Genomic DNA, 24,980 nt, shown 5'->3' with positions numbered 1-24,980 from the left:
TCTCCGTTACACCTTTTCCACGTTCACGAGGAAGGACTTAAATTCCGGCGTCTGCGTGTTCGCATCACCGACGAATGGCGTTAACGTGTTAGCGATAAAGCCTTTTTTCGCCACACCTTCGTAGCCCCAGTGAATCGGAATACCGATAGTGTCGATATCCTTACCGTTAGCCTTCAGCGTGCGAATACGTTTGGTCACCACCGCCTTGGCCTTAATGTAGCCGCGATTAGAGGAGACTTTGACGGTATCGCCGTGGGAGATACCGAGCTTATTCGCCAGCTTCTCGCCAATTTCCACAAACTGTTCCGGCTGAGCGATGGCATTCAGCAGCGCATGCTTGGTCCAGTAGTGGAAGTGCTCGGTCAGACGGTAGGTTGTACCGACGTACGGGAACTTATCTGCTTTACCCAGTGCTTCTTCGTCACCTTTAAAGATGCGCGCGGCAGGGTTAGAGATTACGTTCGGGTGCAGCGGGTTAGTCCCCAGCGGTGTTTCAAACGGCTCGTAGTGTTCCGGGAACGGACCTTCCGCCATCTTATCGATAGCAAACAGGCGTCCCATCCCTTCCGGCTGCATGATGAACGGCCCTACGTTGCTGCCAGGTGCGGCGGCACTGTAGTCCGGAATATCCATCCCGCTCCACTTCGCCCCATCCCATTTCAGGATCTGACGTTTTGGATCCCACGGATTCCCCTGCGGATCAGCGGAGGCGCGGTTATACAGAATGCGTCGGTTAAGCGGCCATGCCCAGGCCCAGCCCAGCGTATTACCAAGGCCTGACGGGTCGGCGTTATCGCGACGTGCCATCTGGTTGCCTTCCGGCGTCCAGCTACCGGCAAAAATCCAGCAGCCGCTGGAGGTCGTGCCATCGTCACGCAGTTGGGCGAACGAGCTAAGCTGTTGGCCTTTCTTGACGATAACCGCACCGGTTGCCGGGTCGGTAATGTCGGCCAGCGCTTTACCGTTACTCTCCATCGCCACTTCTTCCGAAGCCGGTTCGTGCGGGGTGGAGTAGTTCCAGGTCATGCTCAGCACCTGTTCCGGGTTCGCGCCACCTTGCTCGGCATACATCTTGCGCAGACGCAGGAAGATACCGGCGAGGATTTCGCCATCGGTAACGGCAATCCCCGGGGCATCCGCGCCTTTCCAGTGCCACTGCAGCCAGCGACCGGAGTTAACGATAGAACCGTTCTCTTCGGCGAAGCAGGTGGACGGCAGACGGAATACTTCGGTCTGGATTTTCGACGGATCAACATCGTTTGACTCACCGTGGTTCTGCCAGAAAGTGGAGGTCTCGGTGTTGAGCGGGTCGATAGTGACCAGAAACTTCAGTTTGGACAGTGAAGCCACAACTTTGTTTTTGTTCGGGAATGACGCGACCGGGTTAAAGCCCTGGCAGATATAGCCATTCACTTTGCCCTGATTCATCATCTCGAAGTACTGCAGGACGTCGTACCCTTTATCCCACTTCGGCAGCCAGTCGAAGCCCCAGCTGTTTTCCGCTGTCGCTTTATCGCCAAAGAAGGCTTTCATCATCGAAACGAAGAATTTCGGGTAGTTGCCCCAGTAGTTCACCTGACCTTCCAGCAACGGTTTTGGCGTGTTGGCGGCAAGGTAGGTTTGCAGGTCAGTCTGTTTCTCGCTTGGCAGCGTCATATAGCCTGGCAGGCTTTGTGACAGCAGGCCTAAGTCGGTCAGGCCCTGAATGTTGGAGTGACCGCGCAGGGCGTTAACGCCACCACCGGCCATCCCCATGTTGCCAAGCAGCAACTGGATCATCGCCATGGTACGGATGTTCTGCGCACCCACGGAGTGTTGTGTCCAGCCCAGGGCGTACAGGAACGACGCGGTTTTATCTTTGGCACTGGTTTCTGCAATGTACTCACAGACCTTCAGGAAATCGGCCTTCGGCGTACCGCAGATGTTTTCTACGACGTCCGGCGTGTAGCGGGAGACGTGCTGTTTCAGCAGGTTCCACACGCAGCGCGGATGTTGCAGGGTGACATCGCGTTTGGCGAAGCCTTTTTCATCCAGCTCGTAGTTCCAGCTGGTTTTGTCATACTTGCGTTTGTCCGCGTCGTAGCCGGTGAACAGGCCATCTTCGAAACCGTAATCCTCACGCACGATCAGGCTGGCGTTGGTATAGGCCTCAGTATATTCGCGGTTGAATTTTTCGTTGTTCAGCAGGTACAGCAAAACGCCTGACAGGAAAGCAATGTCAGTACCGGAACGAATCGGCGCATAGAAATCAGCCACCGCAGCGGTTCGCGTAAAGCGTGGATCGATAACAATCAGCTTCGCGCCGTTGTGGATTTTGGCTTCCATCGCCCAGCGGAATCCGACCGGGTGAGCTTCAGCGGCGTTACCGCCCATCACCACGACGAGGTTGGCGTTTTTAATGTCGACCCAGTGGTTGGTCATCGCACCGCGACCAAATGTTGGAGCAAGACTTGCTACCGTTGGTCCGTGTCAGACGCGTGCCTGGTTGTCGACCGCGAGCATACCGAGCGCGCGGGAGAATTTTTGCGTTAAATAGCCGGTTTCGTTACTGGAAGCGGAAGCACACAGCATTCCGGTGGAAAGCCAGCGGTTAACGGTTACGCCTTCAGCGTTTTGTGCAACGTAGTTAGCGTCGCGGTCTTCTTTCATCAGCTTAGCGATGCGGTCAAATGCCTCATCCCAGCTAATCTGTTGCCACTTATCTGAGCCTGGTGCGCGATATTCCGGGAATTTCAGGCGGCTTTCGGAGTGGATGAAGTCCACAAGTCCTGCCCCTTTCGGGCACAATGCGCCACGGTTCACCGGGTGATCCGGGTCCCCTTCGATATGGAAGATGGATGCTTTGGCGTTTTTTGCGCCGTCACCGAGGCTGTACATTAACAGTCCACAGCCAACGGAACAGTAAGTGCAGGTGTTACGGGTTTCGCGGGTGCGCAGCAGTTTATATTGCCGTGTTTCCGCGAGCGCTACGCCGGGTGCAAAGCCCAGTGCCGCTGCCGTGGTGCCTGCCATACCGCCAGCGCAGATCTTAAAGAACTGCCTTCTGCTGACCTGCATGGTTCGCTCCTTGTTTCGACATTGTCACGTTCCCTTCGCTTTTCTGTAACGCGAACGCGAGGGAAGTGGTTGTTATTTTTCTTTGCGGACGGGACCGCAAAGGTCCAGAATTGGGTGAATTTCCCTCCGTCCAGGAGGGATTTGTAAAGAATACCACAATGTTGGTATGCGTGTTCCAATATGGTTAAAAGAAAGTGAATAAGATTATTCAAGAAAACATCAAGAATGTGACATCTCTGACAGGATCGCGCCAGTTGACCCTCTGGAAGCGCGAGGATTTGCAACATCCTCAGCCTGATGAGGTAGCTGAAGAAGTGCCTGTTGCGCTGGTATACAACGGGATTTCGCACGTGGTGATGATGGCATCACCGAAAGATCTTGAGCACTTCGCGGTGGGTTTTTCACTTTCTGAAGGCATTATTGAGTCCCCGCAGGATATCTACGGAATGGACGTAGTGCCTTCCTGCAACGGATTGGAAGTGCAGGTTGAACTGTCCAGCCGTCGCTTTATGGGGCTGAAGGAGCGTCGTCGCGCGCTGGCCGGTCGCACCGGTTGCGGCGTTTGTGGCGTGGAGCAGCTCAATGACATTGGCAAGCCGGTCCAGCCGCTGCCGTTTACCCAGACATTCGATCTGGCGAATCTTGATAACGCTTTACGACATCTCAACGATTTTCAACCCGTGGGGCAACTGACAGGCTGCACGCACGCGGCTGCCTGGGTACAGCCGTCAGGTCATCTGGCGGGCGGGCATGAAGATGTTGGACGTCATGTTGCGTTGGATAAACTGCTGGGACGACGTGCAATCGAAGGGGATACCTGGCAACAGGGCGCGGTATTAGTCTCCAGCCGTGCCAGTTATGAGATGGTGCAGAAATCGGCGATGTGCGGTGTGGAGATCCTGTTTGCTGTTTCTGCGGCGACAACGCTCGCCGTGGAAGTTGCCGAACGTTGTAACCTGACGCTGGTGGGTTTTTGCAAACCGGGCAGGGCGACGATCTATACGCATCCGCAACGTCTGGTCGCGCTGTGACGCCACCAGGCGGCCAGAATACTGCCGGAAAATGCCAGTTCCATGATTACGGCAACTGGCGAGCCAACAATCACATTGTTCAGCAGCCAACACAGGCTGCCGCACAAGGTGTATCCCCGTAATTTTCCGCTGCGTTTTTGAAATGACGCAAAGGTCATCAGCAGGCTTCCCATCAGCGGCAAAATACTCGACAGATTTTGCCAAAGATAAATGCTACACAGCAGCGACCCCAGCATAAATCCCCACATCACCCAGCGGTGAAAGGTGACGATGGCTGTCGCGTAGCGGCATGCGGCAATGATCATTAACCCAGCCGCAGCGTGTTGATCCAAAAGATAGAAATGGATAGCTAACAGAGACGTAGAACTGGTGAGCAGCGTTAAAGTGATAGCCCGGCGTTGAAAATGAAAAGCGGAAATATCCAGTAAGAAGCTGATGCCAGCCAGCATCTGAGAAAGAAGAAATGCGTTCATTGTGGTCGCCATCTATTAAAGAGTGACGGGACAATAATCGACGCATCACCGTAAGGCGTTAACCTTTGTTAAGACGCTGGCGAATACGGGACAGGCTAACGGGGGTAATGCCGATATAGCTGGCAAGATCGCGCTGGGTGAGCTGTGACTCCCAGTCCGGGAAGTGTGTTTGTACGTACTGATAGCGTTGCTCAGGGGTATTGAGCAGCAGCATTTGCTCTTTTTTCTCTTTGTAGATCAATTGCTGGACCAGTAGCTGAGTCTTAATATCCTGATTTTCCGGCGCATCAAGCAAAGCCAAGGGTATTTCAGTGGTTTCTCCCGCGGCGATCATTTGTAGGCTGTAATCGGCAGGTGTGTTAGTTAGCCAGTTCAGGTACAGAAAGCAGTATTCCCCGGCAAAGTAGAACTCTTTAACCCTTTCAACGCCGTTGTCCGCGTGATAAACCGCACGAGCCACACCATGATGTAAAAGATGAATTTTACTTTGTGGTTCACCCTGACGAAGTAACCAATTACCCGCCAGTTGCGTTTTTCTACGGCTGCCAGCAAGCCATTGTGATTCCTGATTACGTAACATCTTATCTCTCAAATAATTTGAATAAGACTGGCAAATCCTTCCGCTTTCAGTTGTTCGGGTATCAGCCTATTATTTATCACATCAAGGCACGGTGCCTTACTCAAACAACTAAGTTAAAGGGTTTATATCATGAAAAGCATCAAAACTTTTGTCGCAGTTATCGCTCTGGCTACTTCTTTCGGTTCTTTCGCTGCTCAGACAGTGACCGCAACCGGTTCTACGCTGGAAAGCGCTGAAGCAAAAATCGCCGCTCAGGCTGAACGTGCAGGCGCCAGCGATTACAAAATCACTCAGGCATACACCGGTAACCGCGTGCACATGACCGCCGAACTGCTGAAATAAGATACCTTAGTACTGTCGAAAGAGCGCCCTTGAGGCGCTTTTTTAGTTTATACCCGCCATTCGCAGCAATGCGGTCACCACTGCGGCAGCGACGATCACCACGATTAGCGGCATCTTGCGCCATGCGAGAAATACCGCAAAAGCCACGCCCAGCACGCGCGCCATGCCAGCGAAGTGTTCGCCTTCGTAAAAGGTAGTCGCCAGCGCAACGGAGAACAGTAATACCGTTGCGGCGTCGGAAAGCAGCGCCTGCGAGCGTTCCGAGAACGCTAAACGGCTCCCAAGCTTCGCTCCTCCTAAACGCATTAAATATGTTCCCAGAGATAACATGGCGATACCGACGATAAACAGCGTCATGTTGCCCATTATTTTTTCCTCGTCAGTAAGCCAAACAGTGAGAGCAAAACAGGTAAACCGACCGGCGCAAAGGGGATGGCGGCAAGCGACAACCCGGCGCCGCTACAGGCGCGAATCAGCGTGGTGCGGTTTTTAAAGGCCGGGACCACTAAGGCTAATAAAATTGCAGGGAAGACGGCATCCAGACCGATGGTTTCCGGGGCGGGGAGCAGTTTGCCGACGCCCGCGCCGATCAGTGTGCCAACAGGCCAGAAAAGCGCGACGCCCAGACCGCACAGCCAGAAGGCGGCTTTACGTTGTTCGGGCGTTTTTTGCGACAGGCCAAAGACTACGCTTTCGTCGTTCATGATATGACAGCCGAGGAAACTCGCAGCCCGCGAGCCCACCAGATCGCGCACCGTGACGCCAAACGGCACGTGTCGTGCGTTGACCAGTAAGCCGGCAGCCGCAGCCGCCAGTGGGTTACCGCCACTGGCGACGATGCCGATAAACATAAACTCGGACGCACCCGCCAGTACCGTAATCGAAAGCACAAACGGCACCCACAGCGGGAAGCCGTAGGCCATCGCCAACGAGCCGTATGACATGCCGACTACGCCGACGGCCAGACAGACTAAAAATATTGCTTTTATCGTGTCGCCTTTGAGACTGGAAAAATAATGTTTCATACCGTTTTAGCCATATCGAACGAATTTCCATTATAATGAACGCGACCAGTTAATATTACAAGTCGAACGAATCGTTCGATATAGAGAACATGGAGTCGTGAATGACCCAGCCCATCAGTATGATCGCGAAAAGCCTTGTGCGTGAACGTCAGCGCACCGGTTTGTCATTGGCAGAGATTGCCCGTCGCGCAGGGATTGCAAAATCGACACTCTCGCAATTGGAAGCGGGCAATGGCAATCCTAGCCTGGAAACGCTCTGGTCGCTGTGTGTGGCGTTAGATATTCCCTTTGCTCGCCTGCTGGAGCCGCAGGAACAAAAAACGCAGGTGATTCGCCGCGGCGAAGGAACAAAGGTGGTGGCTGAGCAGGCCCACTATCAGGCCATTTTACTGGCCGCCTGCCCACCGGGGGCGCGGCGGGATATCTATCTGCTGCTGACGCAGCCTGGCGCGGATCGTATTTCACAGCCGCATCCACCGGGATCGGTTGAACACATCATCGTGACGCAGGGTAAGGCGATGGTAGGATTGACGGAAGCCCCGGAGGAGTTAGGCGAGGGGGACTATATTTGTTACCCCGCCGATCGGGCGCATATTTTTAAAGCGCTGGAGCCTGACACCCAGGCGATTCTGGTTTCTGAGCAGAACTAACTGTTCTGTTGCGTTGTGCCGGATGCGGCGCGTTAGCGCCTTATCCGGCCTACAAGTCTATTGCAAATAAAACACTTCTTTTAGCTCTGCGCTAACCGGGCTGTTGTCCGGGTTTGCTGGCATTACGTCACGCATATGCTTCCACCAACGTTGGCAAACGTCGGTGCTGGCAACGGCATTCCAGCGTTCTTCGGACTCAATCTCAACGGTGGCGAACAGCAGATTGCGCGCCTGATCGAGATAAATCGCGTAGTGATGGGCACCGTGCTCTTTCAGCACCGCTTCCAGCTCTGGCCAGATGGGATTGTGCCGACGTTGATATTCAACGTGCGCGTCGGCATTCACCTGCATAACAAAGGCCTTGCGGATCATAACGCCTCCAGATACAGCTCTCGGACCTCGTCGCGGCTGGCGGTGCGCGGGTTGCATGGCGCACACGGATCGGCCAACGCTTTATCCAGCCAGCCTTCAATATCCTCTTTCGTCACGCCAAGGGAACTAAAGCCCGCAGGAATACCAACACGCTTGCTGAGTGCACTAATCGCGTTGATGGCCTCCATACTTGCCGCTTCATCGCTCATGTCACGGGTATCGACGCCCATTGCCTGCGCCACGCGGGCAAAGCGCGCCACGGCGTTCGGACGGTTAAAGTTTTCGATTACCGGCAGCAGGATGGCGTTGCAGACGCCGTGTGGCAGATTATGGGTTGCGCCCGGCTGGTGCGCCAGCGCATGCACCAGACCCAGACCAGCGCTGTTAAATGCCATCCCCGCCAGATACTGACCAAACGCCATTTGCTCACGAGCTTCGAGGTTATGACCGTCGTCGACCGCTTTTGGTAGCCACAGGTTGATCAGGCGAATCGCTTCCAGTGCGTTAGCGTCGGTGAGCGGATGAGCACCAACGGAAACATAGGCTTCCACCGCGTGGGTCAGGGCGTCCATACCGGTTGCGGCGGTGACGGAGGCCGGGATTTCCAGCATGACGCTGGCATCATCCACAGCGATGTCCGGGATGATATTCGGGTCGATGATCACCTCTTTGACCTTACGGGCAGAGTCGATAATGACCGCGTTGCTGGTCATCTCTGCTGCCGTACCGGCGGTAGTGTTGATGGCGACCAGCGGGACGCCAGCATTTTTCACTTTGCCCACGCCGGAGTAGGCGGTAGAAGGGCCAGGGTTGGCTGTCAGGATTTTCACTGCTTTGGCGGTATCGATCGGGCTGCCGCCACCGAAGGCGATGATGTAGTTACATTCTGCGCCCTGATAGGCCGCAAACCCTTTCTGTACCAGCTCTTCTGTCGGGTTCGGGAATACTTCATCAAACAAGTGGTAAGACATTTGATGTTTATCCAGCGCGGCAAACAGGCTATCCAGCAGGCCCAGTTTTACCAGTTGACCATCGGTGACGATCAGCGCTTTGCCCCATTGTTTATTCGCCACGAGATTCACCATATCGGCAATTGCGCCGGCGCCATGCAGGCTAATTTTTGGCAGTGCCAACATAAAGCTCATCATTATTCTCCTTAATAATAAAATCCTGTAGGCCGGATAAAGCGAAGCCGCATCCGGCGTTGAGTTGGGAGGTATCAGTACAGCTCTATGGCGCTTGCCAGCGGCGTAACACCAAAGCGTTTGCCAAGTGCGACCAGCTCTTCACGTGAGATGGTCTGCTTCATACCGCCCATCGAAAAGATTTTGACCAGAACTTCGGCGGATTTCTCTGCGGTATCTATCAAACCGAACGCTTCGTCTAGGGTAGGTCCGCTTCCGAACACGCCGTGGAACGGCCAAAGTACCAGCGAGTGTTTCTGCATTTCCTCGGCTGTAGCCTGACCAATTTCATCTGTACCCGGCACCATCCACGGGAGAATGCCAACGCCATCCGGGAACACCACCAGGCACTCGGTGCTGCCTTCCCACAGCTTGCGGGTAATCAGCGCTGTGTTGTTTTCCAGTACGTAGGTCAGAGCGATCAGGTTGGTGGCATGGCAGTGCATGATCACGCGGTCTTTACCGTTCGTCGCTTTAATGCGTTCGCAGTGAGAGAGGAAGTGAGCCGGCAGTTCAGAGGTCGGCACGGCCTCGTGGGTCAGGCCCCAGAGGATGTGGTAGCCCGCACCGTCGCTGTCTATTTGTACCACGCCCAAGTTTGCCGCGGGATCGAGCTGGACGTTACGGAAAAACTTACCGGAACCGGTGACGATAAACGGTGTGTTTGCCAGCAGCGGTATCGGCTGACTTAGCGCAATATAGCGTGGTTTTTCGTGGAAATCGGCGCTAAACGGCGCGATATCTGCTTCATCAAGACGCAACGTCAGGTTGCCGCCATTACGCTCGTCCCAGCCTTTCAGCCACGCATCAGAAGTGGCTTTGATCATCCCCTGGACGAACCAGGAAGTCGTAATTTTTTGCATGTTCGGTGTTCCTGTTTATTGCCCGAACGTTATCGGGTTTTACGTAGGCCGGATAAGCGAAGCGCCATCCGGCAATCGTGTTTCATTTTTTGCCGGATGGCGACGCGGGGCGTCTTATCCGGCCTACAAGCCTGGCGTCACGGTTAGCTACGTTTGCTCAAAATCTCTTTTTCATAAGCGCGCACGCTGTCCAGCCACTGGCTGCCCGCAGGCGTGTCATGGCGCTGGCAATACATCTCCCAGACGGCCTGCCACGGCAGCGATTTTTGCTCTTCCAGCAGGGCCAGGCGTGCGGTGTAGTCGCCGCTGGCTTCGAGCTGACGGAGTTGCTCGGTGGGTTCTAACAGCGCGCGCAGCAGGGCTTTTTTCATATTGCGAGTGCCGATCACCCACGCGGCGATGCGGTTAATGGAGGCGTCGAAGAAGTCGAGGCCAATGTGTACGCGGTCGAACAGGTTGTGGCGAACGATCTCGCTGGCAATCGCCTGAGTTTCATCATCCAGCAGCACCACGTGATCGCTGTCCCAACGCACCGGACGACTGACGTGCAGCAGCAGGCGCGGTACATACAGCATGGCGGCGGAAATTTTGTCGGAGATCACTTCAGTCGGATGGAAGTGGCCCGCATCCAGACACAGTGCGGTCTGGCGGCTGGTGGCGTAACCCATGTAGAACTCGTTAGAGCCCACGGTGTAGCTTTCCGCACCGATGCCAAACAGCTTGCTTTCGACGGCATCGATATGGTGCGCCGGGTCGAGTTTCTCGCTGATCACTTCGTCCAGTGCGTCCAGCAGACGCTGGCGCGGCGCTAAACGGTCAACGGTGATGTCTTTCATGCCATCCGGGATCCAGATGTTCATCACCGATGGTGTACCCAACTGCTCGCCAAAATACGCCGAGACGCGACGGCTGGCTTTGCAGTGATCGATCCAGAACTGGCGAATGGTGTCGTCGGCGTGCGCCAGAGTGAAACCGTCGGCGCTCAGCGGGTGTGAGAAGCAGGATGGGTTGAAATCCAGCCCTAACTGGTTCGCTTTCGCCCACTCCACCCAGTTTTTAAAGTGCTCAGGTTTGATTTGGTCGCGGGCAACCGGCGTATCAGATTCCAGATAGATCGCGTGCAAATTCAGACGTTTTGGACCAGGAATCAGGCTCAGCGCCTGCTCCAGATCGGCCCGCAGTTCGGTGGCGTTACGCGCTTTACCCGGATAGTTACCGGTAGCCTGAATACCGCCAGTGAGCGAGCCTTCCGGATTTTCGAAACCGGCGACATCATCGCCCTGCCAGCAGTGCATGGAGACCGGCAGACGATCGAGCTGGCGTAAGGCCGCCTCGACATCAATGCCTACCGCGGCGAAACGCAGTTTTGCCAGTTCCCAGGCTTGTTCAAGTTGAGTGGTCATGCGCAAAGCTCCTTTGTCTGTCGTAGTGATTGAAACTGCGCCTGGTAGCGGGCAATTTCACTTTCAGGATTGGGAATGAAGGTGGTCAGTTCGTAGTTGGCGCGCACCACCTGACGGAAATCATCGACGTTGTTCAGCTCGTCCAGCGTCATCAGCTGGATGCCAATATTGCCGAGCGTGGAAGCCTCAATCGGCCCGGACATCACGCGAATGCCGCAGGCATCCGCACATAGCTGGTTCAGTAAGGTGTTCTGGCAGCCGCCACCGACAATGTGCAGTTGGCTAAATGCTGCACCACGCAGTTGTGCCAGTTCTTGCAGGATGTCGGCGTACAGCAACGCCAGGCTGTCGAAGATACAGCGCGCCAGTTCGGTGTTTTGCAGAGGAACGGGTTGGCCTGATTCACGGCATGCTGCCTGAATTTCTGCACTCATATCGTCGGGGTTGATAAAGCGATCGTCGTTCGGGTTTATCAGGAACTGGCAGGCCGGCAGCGCTTGCGTTTGGCTGATAAGCGTTGGCAGGTCGGTAATCTGGCGCTCTTTTAATACGCGCTGGAGCAGCCACAGCCCCATGATATTTTTCAGGACACGGTAGCGTCCTTCCGCGCCGCCTTCATTGGTGATATTCGCTGCCAGCGCCGCATCGTTGGTATAAGGTGTTCTGCTCTCAAAGCCCATCAGCGACCAGGTCCCGGAAGAGAGATAGGCGCTGTTTTTGTCGGCCAGCGGAGAAGCAATGACCGCGCTGGCCGTGTCGTGACTGGCGACGGCGACAACCGGAATTTGGTTTTTCTGCGGGCAAATCCAGTGGCCGATCACGTTCCCAGGATGCATCGGGCGACCAAACCAGGCTTTGTCTGCCCCGGTCCACGCCAGCAGTGTGTCATCCCAGTCGTCGGTATTGATATTGACTAGCTGGGTGGTGGTGGCGTTGGTGTATTCCCAGTTCATTTTGCCGGTCAGGCGAAAGCTGAAGTAGTCGGGGATCAGCAGGGCATGGGCCACCTGCGGGAGCAGTTCTGGCTGCTGTTCAACCAGTGCACGCAGTTGATACAGGGTGTTAAAGGGCAGAAACTGAATGCCGCTACGGCGGTAAATTTCACCTTTACCCGGCTGTTCCATCGCCTGCGCCATAATGCCGGTCGTGCGGCTGTCACGGTAAGAGACCGGCAGACCGACACGTTGACCGACGTTATCGATCAGAACGTAATCCACGCCCCAGGTATCAATGCCGATGCTGTCTATCCGAATGCCTTCATCGCAGACTTTTTTCAGGCCAAGACGAATATCGTTTTCCAGGCTGTCGATGTCCCAGGTGTCAAAACCGTCTGTTTTTTGCAGGCAGTTCATGAAGCGGTGGATTTCACGTAGCGTCAGGGAGCGGTGTTCACTGTCGTAACGCGCCAGCATTACGCGCCCACTGGATGCGCCGAGATCGACTGCGACACAATGGCGAAAAGTCATAGCGAGGTCCTTCTGAGTTTTATTGCACTCAGTCTAAGAACCCCAGATAACGCGTACCTTCTTGACAGTGACAGCCACAATTAGCGGCTGGCAACATGGCAAAGGTGAACGTGACGCTGTTCACAATTTCTATTAATAGGACCTGTTTTAGCGGATGTGACGCCTTCCGCAATTCCCGATCTTTCCCGCCATTTCTTGAAGAATTAACCGTGTTTACGCACTTTGGCGTCAAAAATTTAAGGTGAGGGTGATAACCCTTAATTACTATTCAGCCATGTTCATTTGATCGGGAAGGATGTCATCATGACGGTATTGCATTGCGTGGATTTTTTTCCGACAGGTAAAGCGCCAGTGGCTATTGAACCGCGGCTTCCTCAACCTGCGTTTCCAGAGCATCATCATGATTTTCATGAAATTGTGGTGGTCGAACATGGAACGGGGATCCATGTGTTCAACGGGCAGCCTTTCACAATCAGCGGCGGTACGGTGTGTTTCGTTCGCGATCATGACCGGCATTTATATGAACATACTGACAATCTGTGCCTGACCAATGTGTTGTATCGCTCCCCGGATGCGTTTCAATTTCTGGCTGGGCTGAATCAGCTTTTACCTCAGGAACAGAATGGGCAGTATCCCTCCCACTGGCGGGTGAATCAGGGGGTGTTGCAGCAGGTTCGACAACTGGTGGGGCAGATGGAAGCGCTCGGTGAGGGGATGGATACACCAACGGCGGCAAATCGCGAGATCCTGTTTATGCAGTTGCTGGTACTGCTGCGTAAAAGCAGCCTGATGGAAGCAGCGACCGATAACGACGCGCGGCTTAACCTCCTGATGGCGTGGCTGGAAGATAACTTTGCTGACGAGGTGTGTTGGGAGGCGCTGGCCGAGAAGTTTTCCCTCTCTTTGCGCACTCTGCATCGCCAGCTCAAACAGCAAACCGGATTGACGCCGCAGCGCTACCTTAACCGCTTGCGGCTGATCAAGGCCCGGCATCTGCTTCGCCACAGTGATGACAGCGTGACAGACATCGCTTATCTCTGCGGATTCGGCGACAGTAACCACTTTTCGACGCTTTTTCGTCGTGAGTTCAAGTGGTCACCACGCGATATTCGTCAGGGGCGCGATCTCGTTGTGGCAAGCCGCCTCCAGTAACGCGAAAGCTATCAACGTTTTTTACCGCCGAATCTCAGATAATCATGTCCCTTAACGCCGGATGGTGGCTACGCCTTATCCGGCCTACGTGTCACGTAATCTGTAGGTCGGATAAGGCGTAGCCGCCATCCGACAGGGAATATTGTGATGGCGAATCATCTGGTTCTTCTGAAATCAGACTTCTTTGCGCATGAGCAGCAGGCTGTGGCCGTGGCTGACCGTTATCCGCAGGATGTCTTTGCTGAGCATACCCACGAGTTTTGCGAGCTGGTCATGGTCTGGCGCGGTAATGGTCTGCATGTCCTTAACGATCGCCCGTACCGGATAACCCGTGGCGATCTGTTTTACATTCGCGCCGAAGATAAACACTCCTACACCTCCGTGAACGACCTGGTGTTGCAAAATATCATCTACTGCCCGGAGCGGTTGACGCTGAATGTTGACTGGCAAGGGGCGATCCCCGGATTTGACGGTACGCCGAGGCAGCCGCACTGGCGACTCGGTAGCGTTGGCATGACCCAGGCCCGACAGGTGATAAGCCAGCTTGAGCATGAAAGCAATCAACGTGATGCACAGGCTTTTACCATGGCTGAACTGCTGTTCGGGCAACTGGTGACACACCTTAAGCGGCATCGTTATGCCACGGATACGCTACCGGCGACCTCCAGTGAAACGCTGCTGGATAAACTGATCACCGCGTTAGCCGGTAGCCATGAGCATGCGTTTGAACTGGATACGTTTTGCGAGCGCGAACAATGCAGCGAGCGCGTTTTGCGCCAGCAGTTTCGCAGCCAGACCGGGATGACCATCAACCAGTATCTCCGCCAGGTGCGGGTTTGCCATGCGCAGTATCTGCTCAAACATAGTCGGTTGATGATTAGCGAGATTTCCATGCGCTGCGGCTTTGAGGACAGTAACTACTTTTCGGTGGTATTTACGCGGGAAACCGGGATGACGCCGAGCCAGTGGCGTCATCTCAGTACTCAGCATGCTTAGCTGGCCATTCCCAGACCGACAATGTTTGCCGCGACAATGATCACTACGCAGCCGAGGCTTAACACGCTGACCGGACGACGACCCGCGTTTTTCCACTCTTTCAATACCAGACCGACAATCCCGCCGCACAAAACATAGAAGCTCATGTGCAGCATCCAGCTTACATAGTCATACTGCGCCGGAATACGTGCGTGGCCCCAGGCGTAGAAGAAGAATTGTAGATACCACATCAAGCCACCAAGCGCAGAGAGCAGCACGTTGGTGATAATCAGCGGTTTGGCTAACGAGAAGTCGGCTTTTATCGACAAGTTCTTCACTTTTGCCAGACGAATGAAGCAGAAGCCCAGGTTAACAAGCGCGCCACCGCCCATAATGACCACATAGCTAGGCAGGGCGACATACAGCGGATCGACGCCCAACGCGGCGGCGGCATCGTGCATCGGTTTCGCCGCGTTCATCGCAAAGGACATCCCGGCGGAGAAAATACCGCACATGACGGCCAGAACCAGACCTTTTTTCAGGTTGAAATCTTCCGCTTTGATGCCCATTTTTCGTTCTTTTAACTGACCGGCACGGGTAACAATGCCCACGCCAATCAGCGCGACCAGTACGCCAAGCAGCGTCATGCGGCCACCAGAGGTATTGATCAGTACATCAAAATTGCCGTTGATAATCGGGGTCATCAGCGTGCCGACAATCAGCGTAATACCTATCGCAATCCCGATACCCATCGACATACCGAGATAGCGCATGGTCAGGCCATAGTTGATATTGCCAATCCCCCACATTGCACCAAACAGAAATACCGGCGCCAGTGTGGAGAGGCTGAAGGAGCTGAAGTAGGCCCAGAAATCGGGAAGTAACATGGCGCTGATGGTCCACGGCAGGATTATCCAGGAGACGATCCCGCCAACCGACCACATCGTTTCCCATGACCAATGTTTGACTTGCTTGAACGGGGCATAGAAACAGGCGGCACTGGCTGCCCCTATCAAATGCCAAAAGATACCCATCGTAATCGCGTTACTCATGACTTAATCCTCGTTATTTTTTATCGTCGGTAATGACCCCTCCGACCTAACGAGTTTAAAAATTACGCAGGTGGTTAACCTTTTAACGATTGCCGTCCTTTTGCGCATGTTGGCAATCATCACGTTAAGTGGGTGATTCGGCTCACATCTTTAACAATGGTTTTGATTCATGAAGACCCTGTAAAAAGTACGGCATTGATAATCATTTTCAATATCATTTAATTAACTATAATGACCCAACTGCTTACGCGGCGTTAACACTGGCCGCCCGACAATACTGGAGATGATTATGAGTTATACACTGCCATCCCTGCCGTACGCTTATGATGCCCTTGAACCGCACTTCGATAAGCAGACGATGGAAATCCACCACACCAAACACCACCAGGCTTACGTAAATAACGCCAACGCTGCGCTGGAAAGCCTGCCTGAATTCGCCAGCCTGTCCGTTGAAGAGTTGATCACCAAACTGGATCAACTGCCAGCAGACAAGAAAACCGTACTGCGTAACAACGCGGGCGGTCACGCTAACCACAGCCTGTTCTGGAAAGGCCTGAAAACCGGTACTACGCTGCAGGGCGACCTGAAAGCGGCTATCGAACGTGACTTCGGCTCCGTTGACAACTTCAAAGCTGAATTTGAAAAAGCAGCGGCAACACGCTTTGGCTCCGGCTGGGCGTGGCTGGTTCTGAAAGGTGACAAACTGGCTGTTGTTTCCACCGCCAACCAGGATTCCCCGCTGATGGGTGAAGCTATCTCTGGCGCTTCCGGTTTCCCAATCGTGGGCCTGGACGTTTGGGAACACGCTTACTACCTGAAATTCCAGAACCGTCGCCCGGACTACATCAAAGAGTTCTGGAACGTCGTGAACTGGGACGAAGCTGCCGCGCGTTTCGCAGCAAAAAAATAAGTTCTACGCTTTAACAAAGCCCTGCAAGCGATGCTTGTGGGGTTTTTTTGTGATCAAACTCAATATAAAAACAATGAACCACTTAAATTGAAACAAGGTTTTATTATGCGAGTGGGATCACTTTTATAGTCTCTATGAATGTCTATCTTCTTTTCATCAAGACGGGCGCATCTCAAAGCAAGATGCAATCGCCCATAAAAATTGCCCCATTTTTATGTCTACAGGTGATGGAAATGCAGATCAAACGTACGATAGAGAAAATCCCAGGCGGTATGATGCTGGTGCCGCTTTTCCTGGGCGCGTTGTGTCACACCTTTTCCCCCGGCGCCGGCAAATATTTCGGCTCTTTTACCAACGGTATGATCACCGGTACGGTGCCTATCCTGGCAGTCTGGTTCTTTTGCATGGGGGCGTCGATCAAGCTAAGCGCCACCGGCACCGTGCTGCGTAAATCAGGTACGTTAGTCATCACCAAGATTCTGGTGGCGTGGGTGGTTGCAGCGATTGCTTCACGCATTCTGCCGGAACATGGTGTAGAGGTCGGATTCTTCGCTGGGTTGTCTACGCTGGCGCTGGTGGCCGCGATGGATATGACCAACGGCGGGCTGTATGCCTCGATTATGCAGCAGTACGGCACCAAAGAAGAGGCCGGGGCGTTTGTCCTGATGTCGCTGGAGTCTGGCCCGCTGATGACCATGGTGATTCTGGGAACCGCCGGGATCGCGTCGTTTGAACCACACGTATTTGTTGGTGCGGTATTGCCGTTCCTGATTGGCTTTGCGCTGGGGAATCTGGACCCTGAACTGCGGGAGTTCTTCAGCAAAGCGGTGCAGACGCTGATCCCGTTCTTTGCCTTCGCATTAGGTAACACCATTGATTTGAGCGTGATTGCGCAGACCGGCGTGCTGGGTATTCTGCTGGGCGTGGCGGTGATTATCATCACTGGTATTCCATTGATTATCGCCGATAAACTGATTGGTGGTGGCGATGGTACGGCGGGGATTGCCGCTTCCAGTTCTGCGGGGGCGGCGGTTGCTACGCCTGTGCTGATTGCTGAAATGGTTCCGGCATTTAAACCGATGGCACCGGCAGCAACTTCCCTGGTCGCCACGTCGGTGATTGTGACCTCCATTCTGGTGCCGATTATCACGTCTATCTGGTCGAAAAGGGCCAAAGCAAGGGCGGCAGAAATTGATATTCGTGGCACCGTGAAGTAAGTCTCTTAAGCCGGATGGTCTGCACCATCCGGCTTAATTATTTACCCTTTGACGACAAACACCTCATCGATTGTTCGACACTCACTCTCGTTCAACTCTCCACCGGCATTACGTGACACGCCGGTACAATAGCCAAACTTACGCGATACCACGGTTTTGATGGTGGTGACAAAATCTTCGCCGATAGCATAGATGGACATGTAGGAGCCAATCTGGTCCTGAATATCGCGAAGCGCTGCCAGGTCGCCCTGTTTAAACGCTTCCCGCGCGCTGACAAACAGTTCCGGCATGACGTTGTTCAACCCTGAAATTATCCCCGCGCCACCTGCTAACAGGTTGGGAATGTAGTATTCGTCATAGCCGGACAGCACGGCAAAATCCTCCCGCACGGCGCGGGTGGTCTGAATCATACTGCGGGTATGGGACTGGCAGTCGACGGTGTCTTTAATGCCAGCGAAATTCGGGAACTCGGCGGCGAGGGTGGCTACCAGTTCGGGGGTTAAATCGCAGCCGGTGCGTGCCGGGAAGTTATAAGCAAACCATTTGCCGCTGAGTTTCTGCCCCAACTGACGGAAGTAGCTCAGCAGCTGTTTCGCCGTTTGTCCGTAGTAGTAGGGCGGCAGGATCATCACGGCATCGTAACCTGCGCGATACGCTTCCTGCGCCATCAATAAAACATCATTCTGGCAGGTGGATGAGACGTTGGCGACCATCTTTAGCGAGCTCATAGTGCGGGCCTCGCGGATCAGCAGCAGCCTTTCTTCGAGCGTAAAGGAGGCAAATTCCCCGATGCTGCCCATCAGCAAAATCACGTCGATTTTGGCCTCGGTAAGGCGTTTGAGATGCAGGCTTAGACCGTTGAGATCGATCTTGCCATCATTGTCCATTGGCGTAATGGAAGGACACCAGACGCCAGCAAATTGCGATTGACCAGTCACGTTGTCGACTCCTTATTTGAAATGATGTTTCAAAACTAGATTACATTGATAGCATGTGTCCCTAAGTTTCATGTGAACCGTGCTCTCATTTTGAGCGACTGGGGTAAAATAAATGTGGTGTAATGGGGGAAATTTATCGGGAGAGGGAACAGATGCGATATCCGGTCGATGTTTTTACGGGCAAAGTTCGGGACTACACGGGAAGCCGTCCCAGCGCGATTGCTAAAGTCCAGATTGACGGTGAGTTGATGCTGACCGAACTGGGGCTGACGGGGGATGAACAGGCGGAAACGAAAATTCACGGCGGGCCGGATCGCGCGCTGTGTCACTATCCGCGTGAGCACTACCAGCACTGGAGACAAGCATTTCCGGAGCAGGCGGAGCTATTTGTCGCGCCTGCGTTTGGTGAGAACCTCTCTACTGAGGGGCTAACTGAAGAGAATGTGTATATTGGCGACATTTTCCAGTGGGGAGAGGCGCTGATTCAGGTCACGCAGCCGCGCTCGCCATGCTTTAAGCTGAATTTCCATTTTGGCATCAGCGATATGGCCAGCCAGATGCAGGATGCGGGTAAGACAGGCTGGCTGTGCAGCGTCATCGCGCCTGGTCAGGTGTCAGCAGACGCGCCGTTGATCCTGGCGTCACGCGTGAGCGACGTCAGCGTGCGGGAGGCCATTGCTATCGCCTGGCATATGCCGTTTGATGATTCGCAATATCACCGTTTACTGTCGGCTGCTGGGTTATCAAAAAGCTGGACCAGAACGATGCAAAAGCGCCGTTTAAGCGGCAAGATCGAAGACAATTCCCGCCGTTTGTGGGGAAAATAAACCTACCTTCATCTGGCAATTAAATCAGGTGGCGACACCTGATTTACCTCTCCCCCGTGGTTCATCCCCTGCGTACCAAACCGGGCAAAAACCTGACGGTCTCGGTTTGCTTCAAAGCCATTCTTGATACCTGGTCCACAAAAAGAAACTCTGCGTTGAAAAAAAACTTGAGTATTTCCTGCACTCAAATATCTTAGCTTCAAATTGGTTTAAACCAGATGAGCGAAATGAAAAAGAAAAACAATGTTGATGTGCTCAGGGAGCGCTTTGAAAGCTGGTTAAACGAGAAGAATTTACCAGCGGGGTCCAAATTGCCTTCGGAAAGGGAGTTATGTGAGCTGCTGGATGCAAAGCGTATGACCTTACGTCAGGTTCTGATTGAGCTTGAGATCGATGCGCGTATTTTCCGCAAGAACCGCAGTGGTTGGTTTATTTCGTCGAAGCGATTTATTTATAACCCTAAATCACTTTCCAGTTTCAATGCTGAAGCCTGTGCTCAGGGACGTAAGCCTTTTTGGGATTATTTAACCAAAGAAACCATTGATACAGTTCCGCATCATGTTGATGATGTTTTTCTCTCCTCCGGTGACCGCTATTTAGTTACCGGCTGGTGCGGTCTTGATTCACATAAAGTGTTTTACCATGAATCCTATATTGATGCTGATGTTGCGCCAGGATTCATTAATAAATTGGGCAATCAGTCTTTTGCCAGCGTCTGGGAAGATGCGTTTGGCCATGTTTTAAATATCAAAGAAATGATTTTTAAACCGGTCAATATGCCAGAAGTGGCCTGCAAAGAGCTGGGTGTTGCGCCTAATACGTATGGAATTTTAGTAGAAAAACATCGGGCTACCCGAGATAAAAAAGTGGTTCAGGTTGATTTCGAATACTGGCGACTTGAATCAGTGGAACTTGTTATTCGCGATGAATGAGAAAAATAATGGGAAAATGTAACCAAGAACTTCTTGCGGAACGCGCGAGAAATATACCGCTGTACCTACATGCTTATGCTTTTCATCTGAATATGCGCTACGAGAGAGTCCTGCCGGGGGATCTTCTGGATATTGCGCATCAGCAAAAATTGAAGGGTGTAAAAATACATGTTGAGGATGGTGAGTCCCAATCACTGCAGAAACTGAACGATCAGCAGCTACACGATTTTAAAGAGAAGGCCAAAAAATATAATCTGGATGTGCATATCGAAACAAGCGCATCGGATAAGGCGACATTGACGGATGCCATCCGTATTGCTGTTGCTACTGGTGCAACTTCAGTGCGTTTCTACCCGCGTTATGAAGGGCATCTCAACGATGTTATGGCGAAGATTGCCAATGATATTGCATGGCTGTCTCAGTATGACGATTGCGGACTAAGCTTTACTATCGAACAGCATGAAGATCTGCAAGGCCATGAGCTGGTGACGCTGGTTAACAATAGCGGGATGAAAAATCTCTCTATTCTGTTTGATTTTGGCAACATGATTAATGCTAATGAACAGCCGCTTTCTGCGTTAGAGGTTATGTCTCCTCTGATCACTCAGGTGCATATCAAAGACGCAAAAATTATTAAAGAAGGTAAAGGCTGGGGGCATGAGGCTTGTCGTTCAGGACACGGCGATTTACCCATGGAAGAAATGCTTAAGGCATTATTACTTTTAGGTGAAGATAAACCGCAAGTACATGCTTTTGGCCTGGAAGAAGAAGTTGAATATTATGCCCCTGCATTTCGCTTCGACGATGAGGGTGATAATCCATGGATCCCATGGCGCGATGCAAGTTATACGCCGCTGCCTGACAGCAACATGGTTGATGCGCGACTGGCGCAGGAAAAAGAACATGCTCTTGCCCAAATAAAATACATTCGTGATATATGTGACAAGTTTATAGGCAATTAATTAGTTTTCTTAAAATATTATTAAATGCGGAAAGGATTATGAAAGTAATCCCCTGGCTTTATTAATTATACAATTTAATTTAGATATTTCTCTCAACAAGCAATGAGGGTTTAATCATGTTCATGAATAAATGGGCAAGGCTCTGTTTTTTGATTTTAGGCGGCGGCACGATATTCAAGCTTTCAAGTATGAAAGATGTTTTCTATGTGCCAATGCAGAATGACTGGGGTTTAACTAATACGCAAATTGGGTTGAGCTTTACGGTTTATACGATTGTTCAGACAACTGGACTTTTTCTTTCTCTCTATATCGCAGATCGTTACTCCAAGAAAATATTATTACCGTTCGGTCTGATTGGCGTTGGGTTATGTGGTTTATATCTGGCAACGCTACCGTCATTTACTGGTTATCTCATTTGCTTTGCCGCGATGGCTTTCTTTGCCGATGTGGTTTATTGGCCGGTATTGCTGAAAGCCGTTCGTTTGCTGGGAACGAAAGAAGAACAAGGACGCATGTTCGGCTTTTTAGAAGCCGGACGTGGCGTGGTGGATGTTATCGTTGCATCTGGTGCTCTGTTTGTCTTCGTCCAGTTTGGTGAAGGTAAAGCGGGGATGCAGGCGGGCCTGTTGTTCTATACGGTAATTACGCTTGTGGCAGGTATTGTGACGTACTTTATTGTCGATGATGACAAAGTGAAAGGCGGCGAGAAAACCAGTGCCAACATGGAAGTGTTAAAGGGTATCAAACATGTTTTGTCCTGCCCTAATGTTTGGCTGGCTTCTTTAGGTATTTTCTTCGTTTATGCCGCGTACTGTGGACTGACTTACTTTATCCCGTTCTTAAAAGATATCTATATGCTGCCGGTAGCTCTCGTCGGTGCGTACGGCATCATCAACCAGTATGCGTTAAAAATGGTAGGCGGGCCGATTGGTGGAATGTTGGCAGATAAAGTTGCTAAATCACCGACAGTGTATCTGAAGTGGACGTTCCTGATCTCTGCTGTGGCGATGCTTGTGTTCATGCAGTTACCGCATCAAACAATGAACGTGTATATCGGTATGGCGGCGACATTAGGGTTCGGAGCGATTATCTTCTCACAGCGCGCCATTTTCTTCGCGCCGATGGATGAGATCGGTACCCCACGTGAGTATGCGGGCTCGGCAATGGCATTTGGTTGCATCATCGGTTATATGCCAGCGATGTTTGCGTACACGTTGTACGGCTATTTGCTGGATACCAATAGCGGCATCACTGGCTACAACTATGTCTTTAGCGTGATGATTGCGTTCAGCTTAATGGGCTTTATCTGTTCGACAATTCTGGTGAAGCGGATTAAAAAGCAAAAGCTAGCGGCTGCGGCAGCATAACGTGAGTGCTTCCCCGGCAATAAATGACCGGGGAAGCCTGTTAAGCGCGTTTATACAGCGGTAACCAAATCACCAGCCGTAAACCACCCAGCGGGCTGTCTTCGGCCTTCACCCAGCCACGATGCTGCTGGATCGCGGTTTCCACAATCGCCAGACCCAGACCTGTTCCGCCAGACTCGCGATCGCGCGCCTCATCGGTACGATAGAACGGACGAAAAATCTGTTCTCTGTCTTCAGGGCTAACGCCTGGGCCATCGTCGTCCACGGTGATGGTAATCCCGTCGATATCCACCGCGAAGCCAACTTCAATCTTCGTATGTGAATAGCGCAGGGCATTGCGCACAATGTTTTCCAGCGCACTTTCCAACGCATTTGGGTTACCGTACAGCGGCCACGGACCCGGCGGGAAATTCACCGTGAGTGATTTACCCATCTGCTCAGCTTCAAAGGCGGCGTTATCCAACACTTCACCCCAAAGCTGATTAGCTTTCACTGTTTCGCTGACCAGCGCGTTTTTCTGCTGATTACGTGACATCACCAGCAGGTCGTTGATCATGCTGTCCAGTCGGTGAGCTTCTGTTTCAATGCGCTCCAGCTCTTTGCTCTCACCGCTACGACGGCGCAGCAGAGCGGTGCCCAGTTGCAGACGCGTTAGCGGTGTTCTCAGCTCGTGGGAGATGTCCGACAGCAGGCGTTGCTGTGTGGTCATCATCCGTTCCAATGCCGTCACCATCTGGTTAAAGCTTGCGCCTGCCGCCAGGAACTCCTGCGGACCGGCTTCCAGCTCAGGATGTTGACGTAGGTTACCCTGAGCTACTTCATCCGCCGCGTTTTTCAACTTACGCGCCGGTTTCGCCAGACTCCAGGCAAGCCAAAGCAATAGCGGTGAGCTGACTAACATGGTGACGATCAGCAACAACAGCGGTCGGTCGAACAGCAGGTTGATAAAGTCAGATTGTGAGCTGCTGGCAGGTCGTATGAGATACAGCTGGTAGTTATCTTCACCGTCTCTGACGGAGAAAGGCCCGACCATCTCAACGCGACCGTATTTTTTCTTTTGCGGATGGTCGGCGTTATCGGCCTGACCAATAAAGTTACGAATGATCTGCATTTCGTTGCGTTCTGCGCCGATCACGCGTCCTTCCGTCGTAACAAGTAATAGCCGCTGTCCTGGCGGCGCCCACTTGTCTATCGCCCGAAACAAGCGACGCCACCACATCAAATCGTTGGGTGGATCGTTCGCCAGTTCAGCTTCAACATGTTGCTCAATCATTAACCCCTGGCGCTGCTCGCTGTCCAGTAGCTCGGTCATCTGGCGTGAGTCGAGCTTGGGTAACATCAGTACCAACATCAACACCAGCGCCAGCGTCAACCAGAAGATGGCAAAGATGCGTGCGGTTAAGCTCCCTATCATGAAGCGGAGACCATCAGGTAGCCGCGACCACGCAGGGTTTTAAACCACGGGTGTCCGTCTTTACGCTCTGGCAGCTTACGACGCAGGTTCGAGATATGCATGTCGATCGCGCGATCGAAAGGCGTCAGGCGTTTGCCCAGCACTTCTTGGCTCAGGTGCTCACGCGAAACCACCTGACCGAGATGCTGAGCCAGCAAATAGAGCAGGGTGAATTCGGTGCCGGTTAACTCCAGAATTTGCCCGTCAAAGCTGGCTTCCTGGCGACCCGGATTAAGGCTTAACGCATCAACTTCCAGCGTCGGCGAACCGTTATCGCTGTTCTGCTGCTGTTCGCTCCAGTGTGAGCGACGCAGAATAGCGCGGATGCGCGCGACCAGTTCACGGTCGTTAAACGGTTTAGGTAAATAGTCGTCCGCGCCCAGCTCAAGGCCAAGTACGCGATCCAATTCGCTGCCGCGAGCGGTCAGCATGATTACGGGTGTCTGGTGTGTCTGACGAAGTGCTTTCAGCGTATCAATGCCGTTTTTCTTCGGCATCATGACGTCGAGCAAAAGTAAATCGATGCTGTCATCCAGAAGCTCAAGCGCCTGTTCCCCATCATAGGCAACCAGCACATCGAAACCTTCCATTTCGAGCAACTCCTTTAACAGGGAAGTCAGCTCTCGGTCATCATCAACTAACAGGATTTTATTCATTGTTTACGTACCTCCGAGGCAGAAATTACGTCATCAGGCGTCGCTAATCTATGACTTTACGTTGTTTTACACCCCCTGACGCATGTTTGCAGC

General features: G+C 52.8%; 25 protein-coding genes. 11 read left to right on the top strand and 14 right to left on the bottom strand.

Annotation, left to right across the window (positions count from 1 at the left end):
* Positions 1–6 precede the first annotated feature (6 nt).
* Complete coding sequence (gene fdnG / locus JQN59_RS23170; protein WP_100247862.1) at positions 7–3,057, bottom strand: formate dehydrogenase-N subunit alpha; 3,051 nt, start codon at positions 3,055–3,057, stop codon at positions 7–9.
* 194 nt (positions 3,058–3,251) lie between these two features.
* Here fdnG and fdhD point away from each other — a divergent pair, with 194 nt between their 5' ends.
* On the top strand, positions 3,252–4,088 hold the full coding sequence (fdhD, locus tag JQN59_RS23165; RefSeq protein WP_149607377.1) for a formate dehydrogenase accessory sulfurtransferase FdhD: 837 nt from the start codon (positions 3,252–3,254) through the stop codon (positions 4,086–4,088).
* Here fdhD and JQN59_RS23160 read toward each other — a convergent pair.
* Both JQN59_RS23160 and JQN59_RS23155 read right to left on the bottom strand, forming a co-directional pair.
* Entirely contained in the window at positions 4,055–4,561 is a 507-nt protein-coding gene (locus tag JQN59_RS23160) for a YgjV family protein (protein ID WP_032945569.1), read from the bottom strand. The two genes, fdhD and JQN59_RS23160, sit on opposite strands and share 34 nt — an antisense overlap.
* Positions 4,562–4,619: 58 nt before the next feature.
* Positions 4,620–5,141 carry a Crp/Fnr family transcriptional regulator gene (locus JQN59_RS23155; protein ID WP_032945571.1) on the bottom strand — a complete coding sequence of 174 codons (522 nt, stop codon included), beginning with the start codon at positions 5,139–5,141 and terminating at the stop codon, positions 4,620–4,622.
* A 129-nt stretch (positions 5,142–5,270) separates the two neighbouring features.
* Here JQN59_RS23155 and JQN59_RS23150 point away from each other — a divergent pair, with 129 nt between their 5' ends.
* Positions 5,271–5,483, top strand: a complete 213-nt coding sequence (locus tag JQN59_RS23150) for a DUF1471 domain-containing protein (protein WP_003825262.1) — start codon at positions 5,271–5,273, stop codon at positions 5,481–5,483.
* A 42-nt stretch (positions 5,484–5,525) separates the two neighbouring features.
* On the opposite strand, the gene JQN59_RS23145 is transcribed toward JQN59_RS23150, so the two are convergent.
* Positions 5,526–5,849 carry an AzlD domain-containing protein gene (locus JQN59_RS23145; RefSeq protein WP_003825260.1) on the bottom strand — a complete coding sequence of 108 codons (324 nt, stop codon included), beginning with the start codon at positions 5,847–5,849 and terminating at the stop codon, positions 5,526–5,528.
* On the bottom strand, positions 5,849–6,508 hold the full coding sequence (locus tag JQN59_RS23140) for an AzlC family ABC transporter permease (RefSeq protein ID WP_048215195.1): 660 nt from the start codon (positions 6,506–6,508) through the stop codon (positions 5,849–5,851). Before JQN59_RS23140 ends, JQN59_RS23145 begins: the two co-directional genes overlap by 1 nt.
* A gap of 101 nt (positions 6,509–6,609) precedes the next feature.
* Here JQN59_RS23140 and JQN59_RS23135 point away from each other — a divergent pair, with 101 nt between their 5' ends.
* Positions 6,610–7,158, top strand: a complete 549-nt coding sequence (locus JQN59_RS23135; protein ID WP_003825255.1) for a helix-turn-helix domain-containing protein — start codon at positions 6,610–6,612, stop codon at positions 7,156–7,158.
* Between the two features lie 57 nt (positions 7,159–7,215).
* Here the strand turns inward: JQN59_RS23135 and rhaM are convergent, their stop codons facing one another.
* From rhaM to rhaB, 5 genes are all read right to left on the bottom strand, one after another.
* Positions 7,216–7,530, bottom strand: coding sequence for an L-rhamnose mutarotase (gene rhaM / locus JQN59_RS23130; RefSeq protein ID WP_003825253.1), 315 nt, complete (start codon positions 7,528–7,530; stop codon positions 7,216–7,218).
* Complete coding sequence (gene fucO / locus JQN59_RS23125; RefSeq protein ID WP_149607393.1) at positions 7,527–8,675, bottom strand: lactaldehyde reductase; 1,149 nt, start codon at positions 8,673–8,675, stop codon at positions 7,527–7,529. The genes rhaM and fucO overlap by 4 nt, the downstream gene beginning before the upstream one ends.
* Positions 8,676–8,749: 74 nt before the next feature.
* Entirely contained in the window at positions 8,750–9,577 is an 828-nt protein-coding gene (gene rhaD, locus JQN59_RS23120; protein WP_149607378.1) for a rhamnulose-1-phosphate aldolase, read from the bottom strand.
* Between the two features lie 143 nt (positions 9,578–9,720).
* Positions 9,721–10,980, bottom strand: coding sequence for an L-rhamnose isomerase (gene rhaA / locus JQN59_RS23115; RefSeq protein ID WP_008787011.1), 1,260 nt, complete (start codon positions 10,978–10,980; stop codon positions 9,721–9,723).
* A complete protein-coding gene (gene rhaB, locus JQN59_RS23110) occupies positions 10,977–12,446 on the bottom strand; it encodes a rhamnulokinase (RefSeq protein WP_149607379.1) in 1,470 nt (489 codons plus the stop codon). Before rhaB ends, rhaA begins: the two co-directional genes overlap by 4 nt.
* Positions 12,447–12,749: 303 nt before the next feature.
* Here rhaB and rhaS point away from each other — a divergent pair, with 303 nt between their 5' ends.
* A complete protein-coding gene (gene rhaS, locus JQN59_RS23105) occupies positions 12,750–13,598 on the top strand; it encodes an HTH-type transcriptional activator RhaS (RefSeq protein ID WP_149607380.1) in 849 nt (282 codons plus the stop codon).
* 147 nt (positions 13,599–13,745) lie between these two features.
* The gene (gene rhaR / locus JQN59_RS23100; RefSeq protein WP_149607381.1) at positions 13,746–14,594 is read left to right on the top strand and encodes an HTH-type transcriptional activator RhaR; all 849 of its coding nucleotides are present in this window, start codon (positions 13,746–13,748) and stop codon (positions 14,592–14,594) included.
* On the opposite strand, the gene rhaT is transcribed toward rhaR, so the two are convergent.
* Positions 14,591–15,625, bottom strand: coding sequence for an L-rhamnose/proton symporter RhaT (gene rhaT, locus JQN59_RS23095; protein WP_003825242.1), 1,035 nt, complete (start codon positions 15,623–15,625; stop codon positions 14,591–14,593). The two genes, rhaR and rhaT, sit on opposite strands and share 4 nt — an antisense overlap.
* 289 nt (positions 15,626–15,914) lie before the next feature.
* Here rhaT and sodA point away from each other — a divergent pair, with 289 nt between their 5' ends.
* Positions 15,915–16,535, top strand: a complete 621-nt coding sequence (gene sodA / locus JQN59_RS23090) for a superoxide dismutase [Mn] (RefSeq protein WP_003825239.1) — start codon at positions 15,915–15,917, stop codon at positions 16,533–16,535.
* A gap of 233 nt (positions 16,536–16,768) precedes the next feature.
* Entirely contained in the window at positions 16,769–17,752 is a 984-nt protein-coding gene (gene kdgT / locus JQN59_RS23085) for a 2-keto-3-deoxygluconate transporter (RefSeq protein WP_020996114.1), read from the top strand.
* 41 nt (positions 17,753–17,793) lie between these two features.
* On the opposite strand, the gene JQN59_RS23080 is transcribed toward kdgT, so the two are convergent.
* Positions 17,794–18,690, bottom strand: coding sequence for a dihydrodipicolinate synthase family protein (locus JQN59_RS23080; RefSeq protein ID WP_149607382.1), 897 nt, complete (start codon positions 18,688–18,690; stop codon positions 17,794–17,796).
* A gap of 152 nt (positions 18,691–18,842) precedes the next feature.
* Here JQN59_RS23080 and yiiM point away from each other — a divergent pair, with 152 nt between their 5' ends.
* From yiiM to JQN59_RS23060, 4 genes are all read left to right on the top strand, one after another.
* Positions 18,843–19,517, top strand: a complete 675-nt coding sequence (yiiM, locus tag JQN59_RS23075) for a 6-hydroxyaminopurine reductase (RefSeq protein WP_048215189.1) — start codon at positions 18,843–18,845, stop codon at positions 19,515–19,517.
* A gap of 227 nt (positions 19,518–19,744) precedes the next feature.
* A complete protein-coding gene (locus tag JQN59_RS23070) occupies positions 19,745–20,449 on the top strand; it encodes a GntR family transcriptional regulator (protein ID WP_020996112.1) in 705 nt (234 codons plus the stop codon).
* Positions 20,450–20,457: 8 nt separating this feature from the next.
* Positions 20,458–21,411 carry a sugar phosphate isomerase/epimerase family protein gene (locus JQN59_RS23065; protein ID WP_048215188.1) on the top strand — a complete coding sequence of 318 codons (954 nt, stop codon included), beginning with the start codon at positions 20,458–20,460 and terminating at the stop codon, positions 21,409–21,411.
* Positions 21,412–21,533: 122 nt separating this feature from the next.
* Positions 21,534–22,778, top strand: coding sequence for an MFS transporter (locus tag JQN59_RS23060; protein ID WP_103015331.1), 1,245 nt, complete (start codon positions 21,534–21,536; stop codon positions 22,776–22,778).
* Positions 22,779–22,818: 40 nt separating this feature from the next.
* Here JQN59_RS23060 and cpxA read toward each other — a convergent pair whose 3' ends face one another.
* Positions 22,819–24,192 carry an envelope stress sensor histidine kinase CpxA gene (gene cpxA / locus JQN59_RS23055; RefSeq protein ID WP_003028758.1) on the bottom strand — a complete coding sequence of 458 codons (1,374 nt, stop codon included), beginning with the start codon at positions 24,190–24,192 and terminating at the stop codon, positions 22,819–22,821.
* On the bottom strand, positions 24,189–24,887 hold the full coding sequence (gene cpxR / locus JQN59_RS23050) for an envelope stress response regulator transcription factor CpxR (RefSeq protein ID WP_003028763.1): 699 nt from the start codon (positions 24,885–24,887) through the stop codon (positions 24,189–24,191). Before cpxR ends, cpxA begins: the two co-directional genes overlap by 4 nt.
* Positions 24,888–24,980: the final 93 nt, after the last annotated feature.

The organism is Citrobacter sp. B72, from assembly GCF_016894305.1.
GTDB classification, from domain to species: Bacteria; Pseudomonadota; Gammaproteobacteria; order Enterobacterales; family Enterobacteriaceae; genus Citrobacter; species Citrobacter portucalensis.
This window is presented reverse-complemented; position numbering and strand designations above follow the sequence as displayed.

What these genes read in the sequence shown, in the direction of transcription:
- rhaR (WP_149607381.1), top strand. Translation starts at nt 13,746, where the DNA reads ATGGCGAATCATCTGGTTCTTCTGAAATCAGACTTCTTTGCGCATGAG.
- sodA (WP_003825239.1), top strand. Translation starts at nt 15,915, where the DNA reads ATGAGTTATACACTGCCATCCCTGCCGTACGCTTATGATGCCCTTGAA.
- cpxR (WP_003028763.1), bottom strand. Translation starts at nt 24,887, where the DNA reads ATGAATAAAATCCTGTTAGTTGATGATGACCGAGAGCTGACTTCCCTG.
- rhaM (WP_003825253.1), bottom strand. Translation starts at nt 7,530, where the DNA reads ATGATCCGCAAGGCCTTTGTTATGCAGGTGAATGCCGACGCGCACGTT.
- kdgT (WP_020996114.1), top strand. Translation starts at nt 16,769, where the DNA reads ATGCAGATCAAACGTACGATAGAGAAAATCCCAGGCGGTATGATGCTG.
- JQN59_RS23060 (WP_103015331.1), top strand. Translation starts at nt 21,534, where the DNA reads ATGAATAAATGGGCAAGGCTCTGTTTTTTGATTTTAGGCGGCGGCACG.
- rhaB (WP_149607379.1), bottom strand. Translation starts at nt 12,446, where the DNA reads ATGACTTTTCGCCATTGTGTCGCAGTCGATCTCGGCGCATCCAGTGGG.
- JQN59_RS23150 (WP_003825262.1), top strand. Translation starts at nt 5,271, where the DNA reads ATGAAAAGCATCAAAACTTTTGTCGCAGTTATCGCTCTGGCTACTTCT.
- yiiM (WP_048215189.1), top strand. Translation starts at nt 18,843, where the DNA reads ATGCGATATCCGGTCGATGTTTTTACGGGCAAAGTTCGGGACTACACG.
- JQN59_RS23155 (WP_032945571.1), bottom strand. Translation starts at nt 5,141, where the DNA reads ATGTTACGTAATCAGGAATCACAATGGCTTGCTGGCAGCCGTAGAAAA.
- JQN59_RS23140 (WP_048215195.1), bottom strand. Translation starts at nt 6,508, where the DNA reads ATGAAACATTATTTTTCCAGTCTCAAAGGCGACACGATAAAAGCAATA.
- JQN59_RS23135 (WP_003825255.1), top strand. Translation starts at nt 6,610, where the DNA reads ATGACCCAGCCCATCAGTATGATCGCGAAAAGCCTTGTGCGTGAACGT.
- rhaA (WP_008787011.1), bottom strand. Translation starts at nt 10,980, where the DNA reads ATGACCACTCAACTTGAACAAGCCTGGGAACTGGCAAAACTGCGTTTC.
- JQN59_RS23160 (WP_032945569.1), bottom strand. Translation starts at nt 4,561, where the DNA reads ATGAACGCATTTCTTCTTTCTCAGATGCTGGCTGGCATCAGCTTCTTA.
- rhaD (WP_149607378.1), bottom strand. Translation starts at nt 9,577, where the DNA reads ATGCAAAAAATTACGACTTCCTGGTTCGTCCAGGGGATGATCAAAGCC.
- rhaS (WP_149607380.1), top strand. Translation starts at nt 12,750, where the DNA reads ATGACGGTATTGCATTGCGTGGATTTTTTTCCGACAGGTAAAGCGCCA.
- JQN59_RS23070 (WP_020996112.1), top strand. Translation starts at nt 19,745, where the DNA reads ATGAAAAAGAAAAACAATGTTGATGTGCTCAGGGAGCGCTTTGAAAGC.
- JQN59_RS23145 (WP_003825260.1), bottom strand. Translation starts at nt 5,849, where the DNA reads ATGGGCAACATGACGCTGTTTATCGTCGGTATCGCCATGTTATCTCTG.
- JQN59_RS23065 (WP_048215188.1), top strand. Translation starts at nt 20,458, where the DNA reads ATGGGAAAATGTAACCAAGAACTTCTTGCGGAACGCGCGAGAAATATA.
- rhaT (WP_003825242.1), bottom strand. Translation starts at nt 15,625, where the DNA reads ATGAGTAACGCGATTACGATGGGTATCTTTTGGCATTTGATAGGGGCA.
- fucO (WP_149607393.1), bottom strand. Translation starts at nt 8,675, where the DNA reads ATGAGCTTTATGTTGGCACTGCCAAAAATTAGCCTGCATGGCGCCGGC.
- cpxA (WP_003028758.1), bottom strand. Translation starts at nt 24,192, where the DNA reads ATGATAGGGAGCTTAACCGCACGCATCTTTGCCATCTTCTGGTTGACG.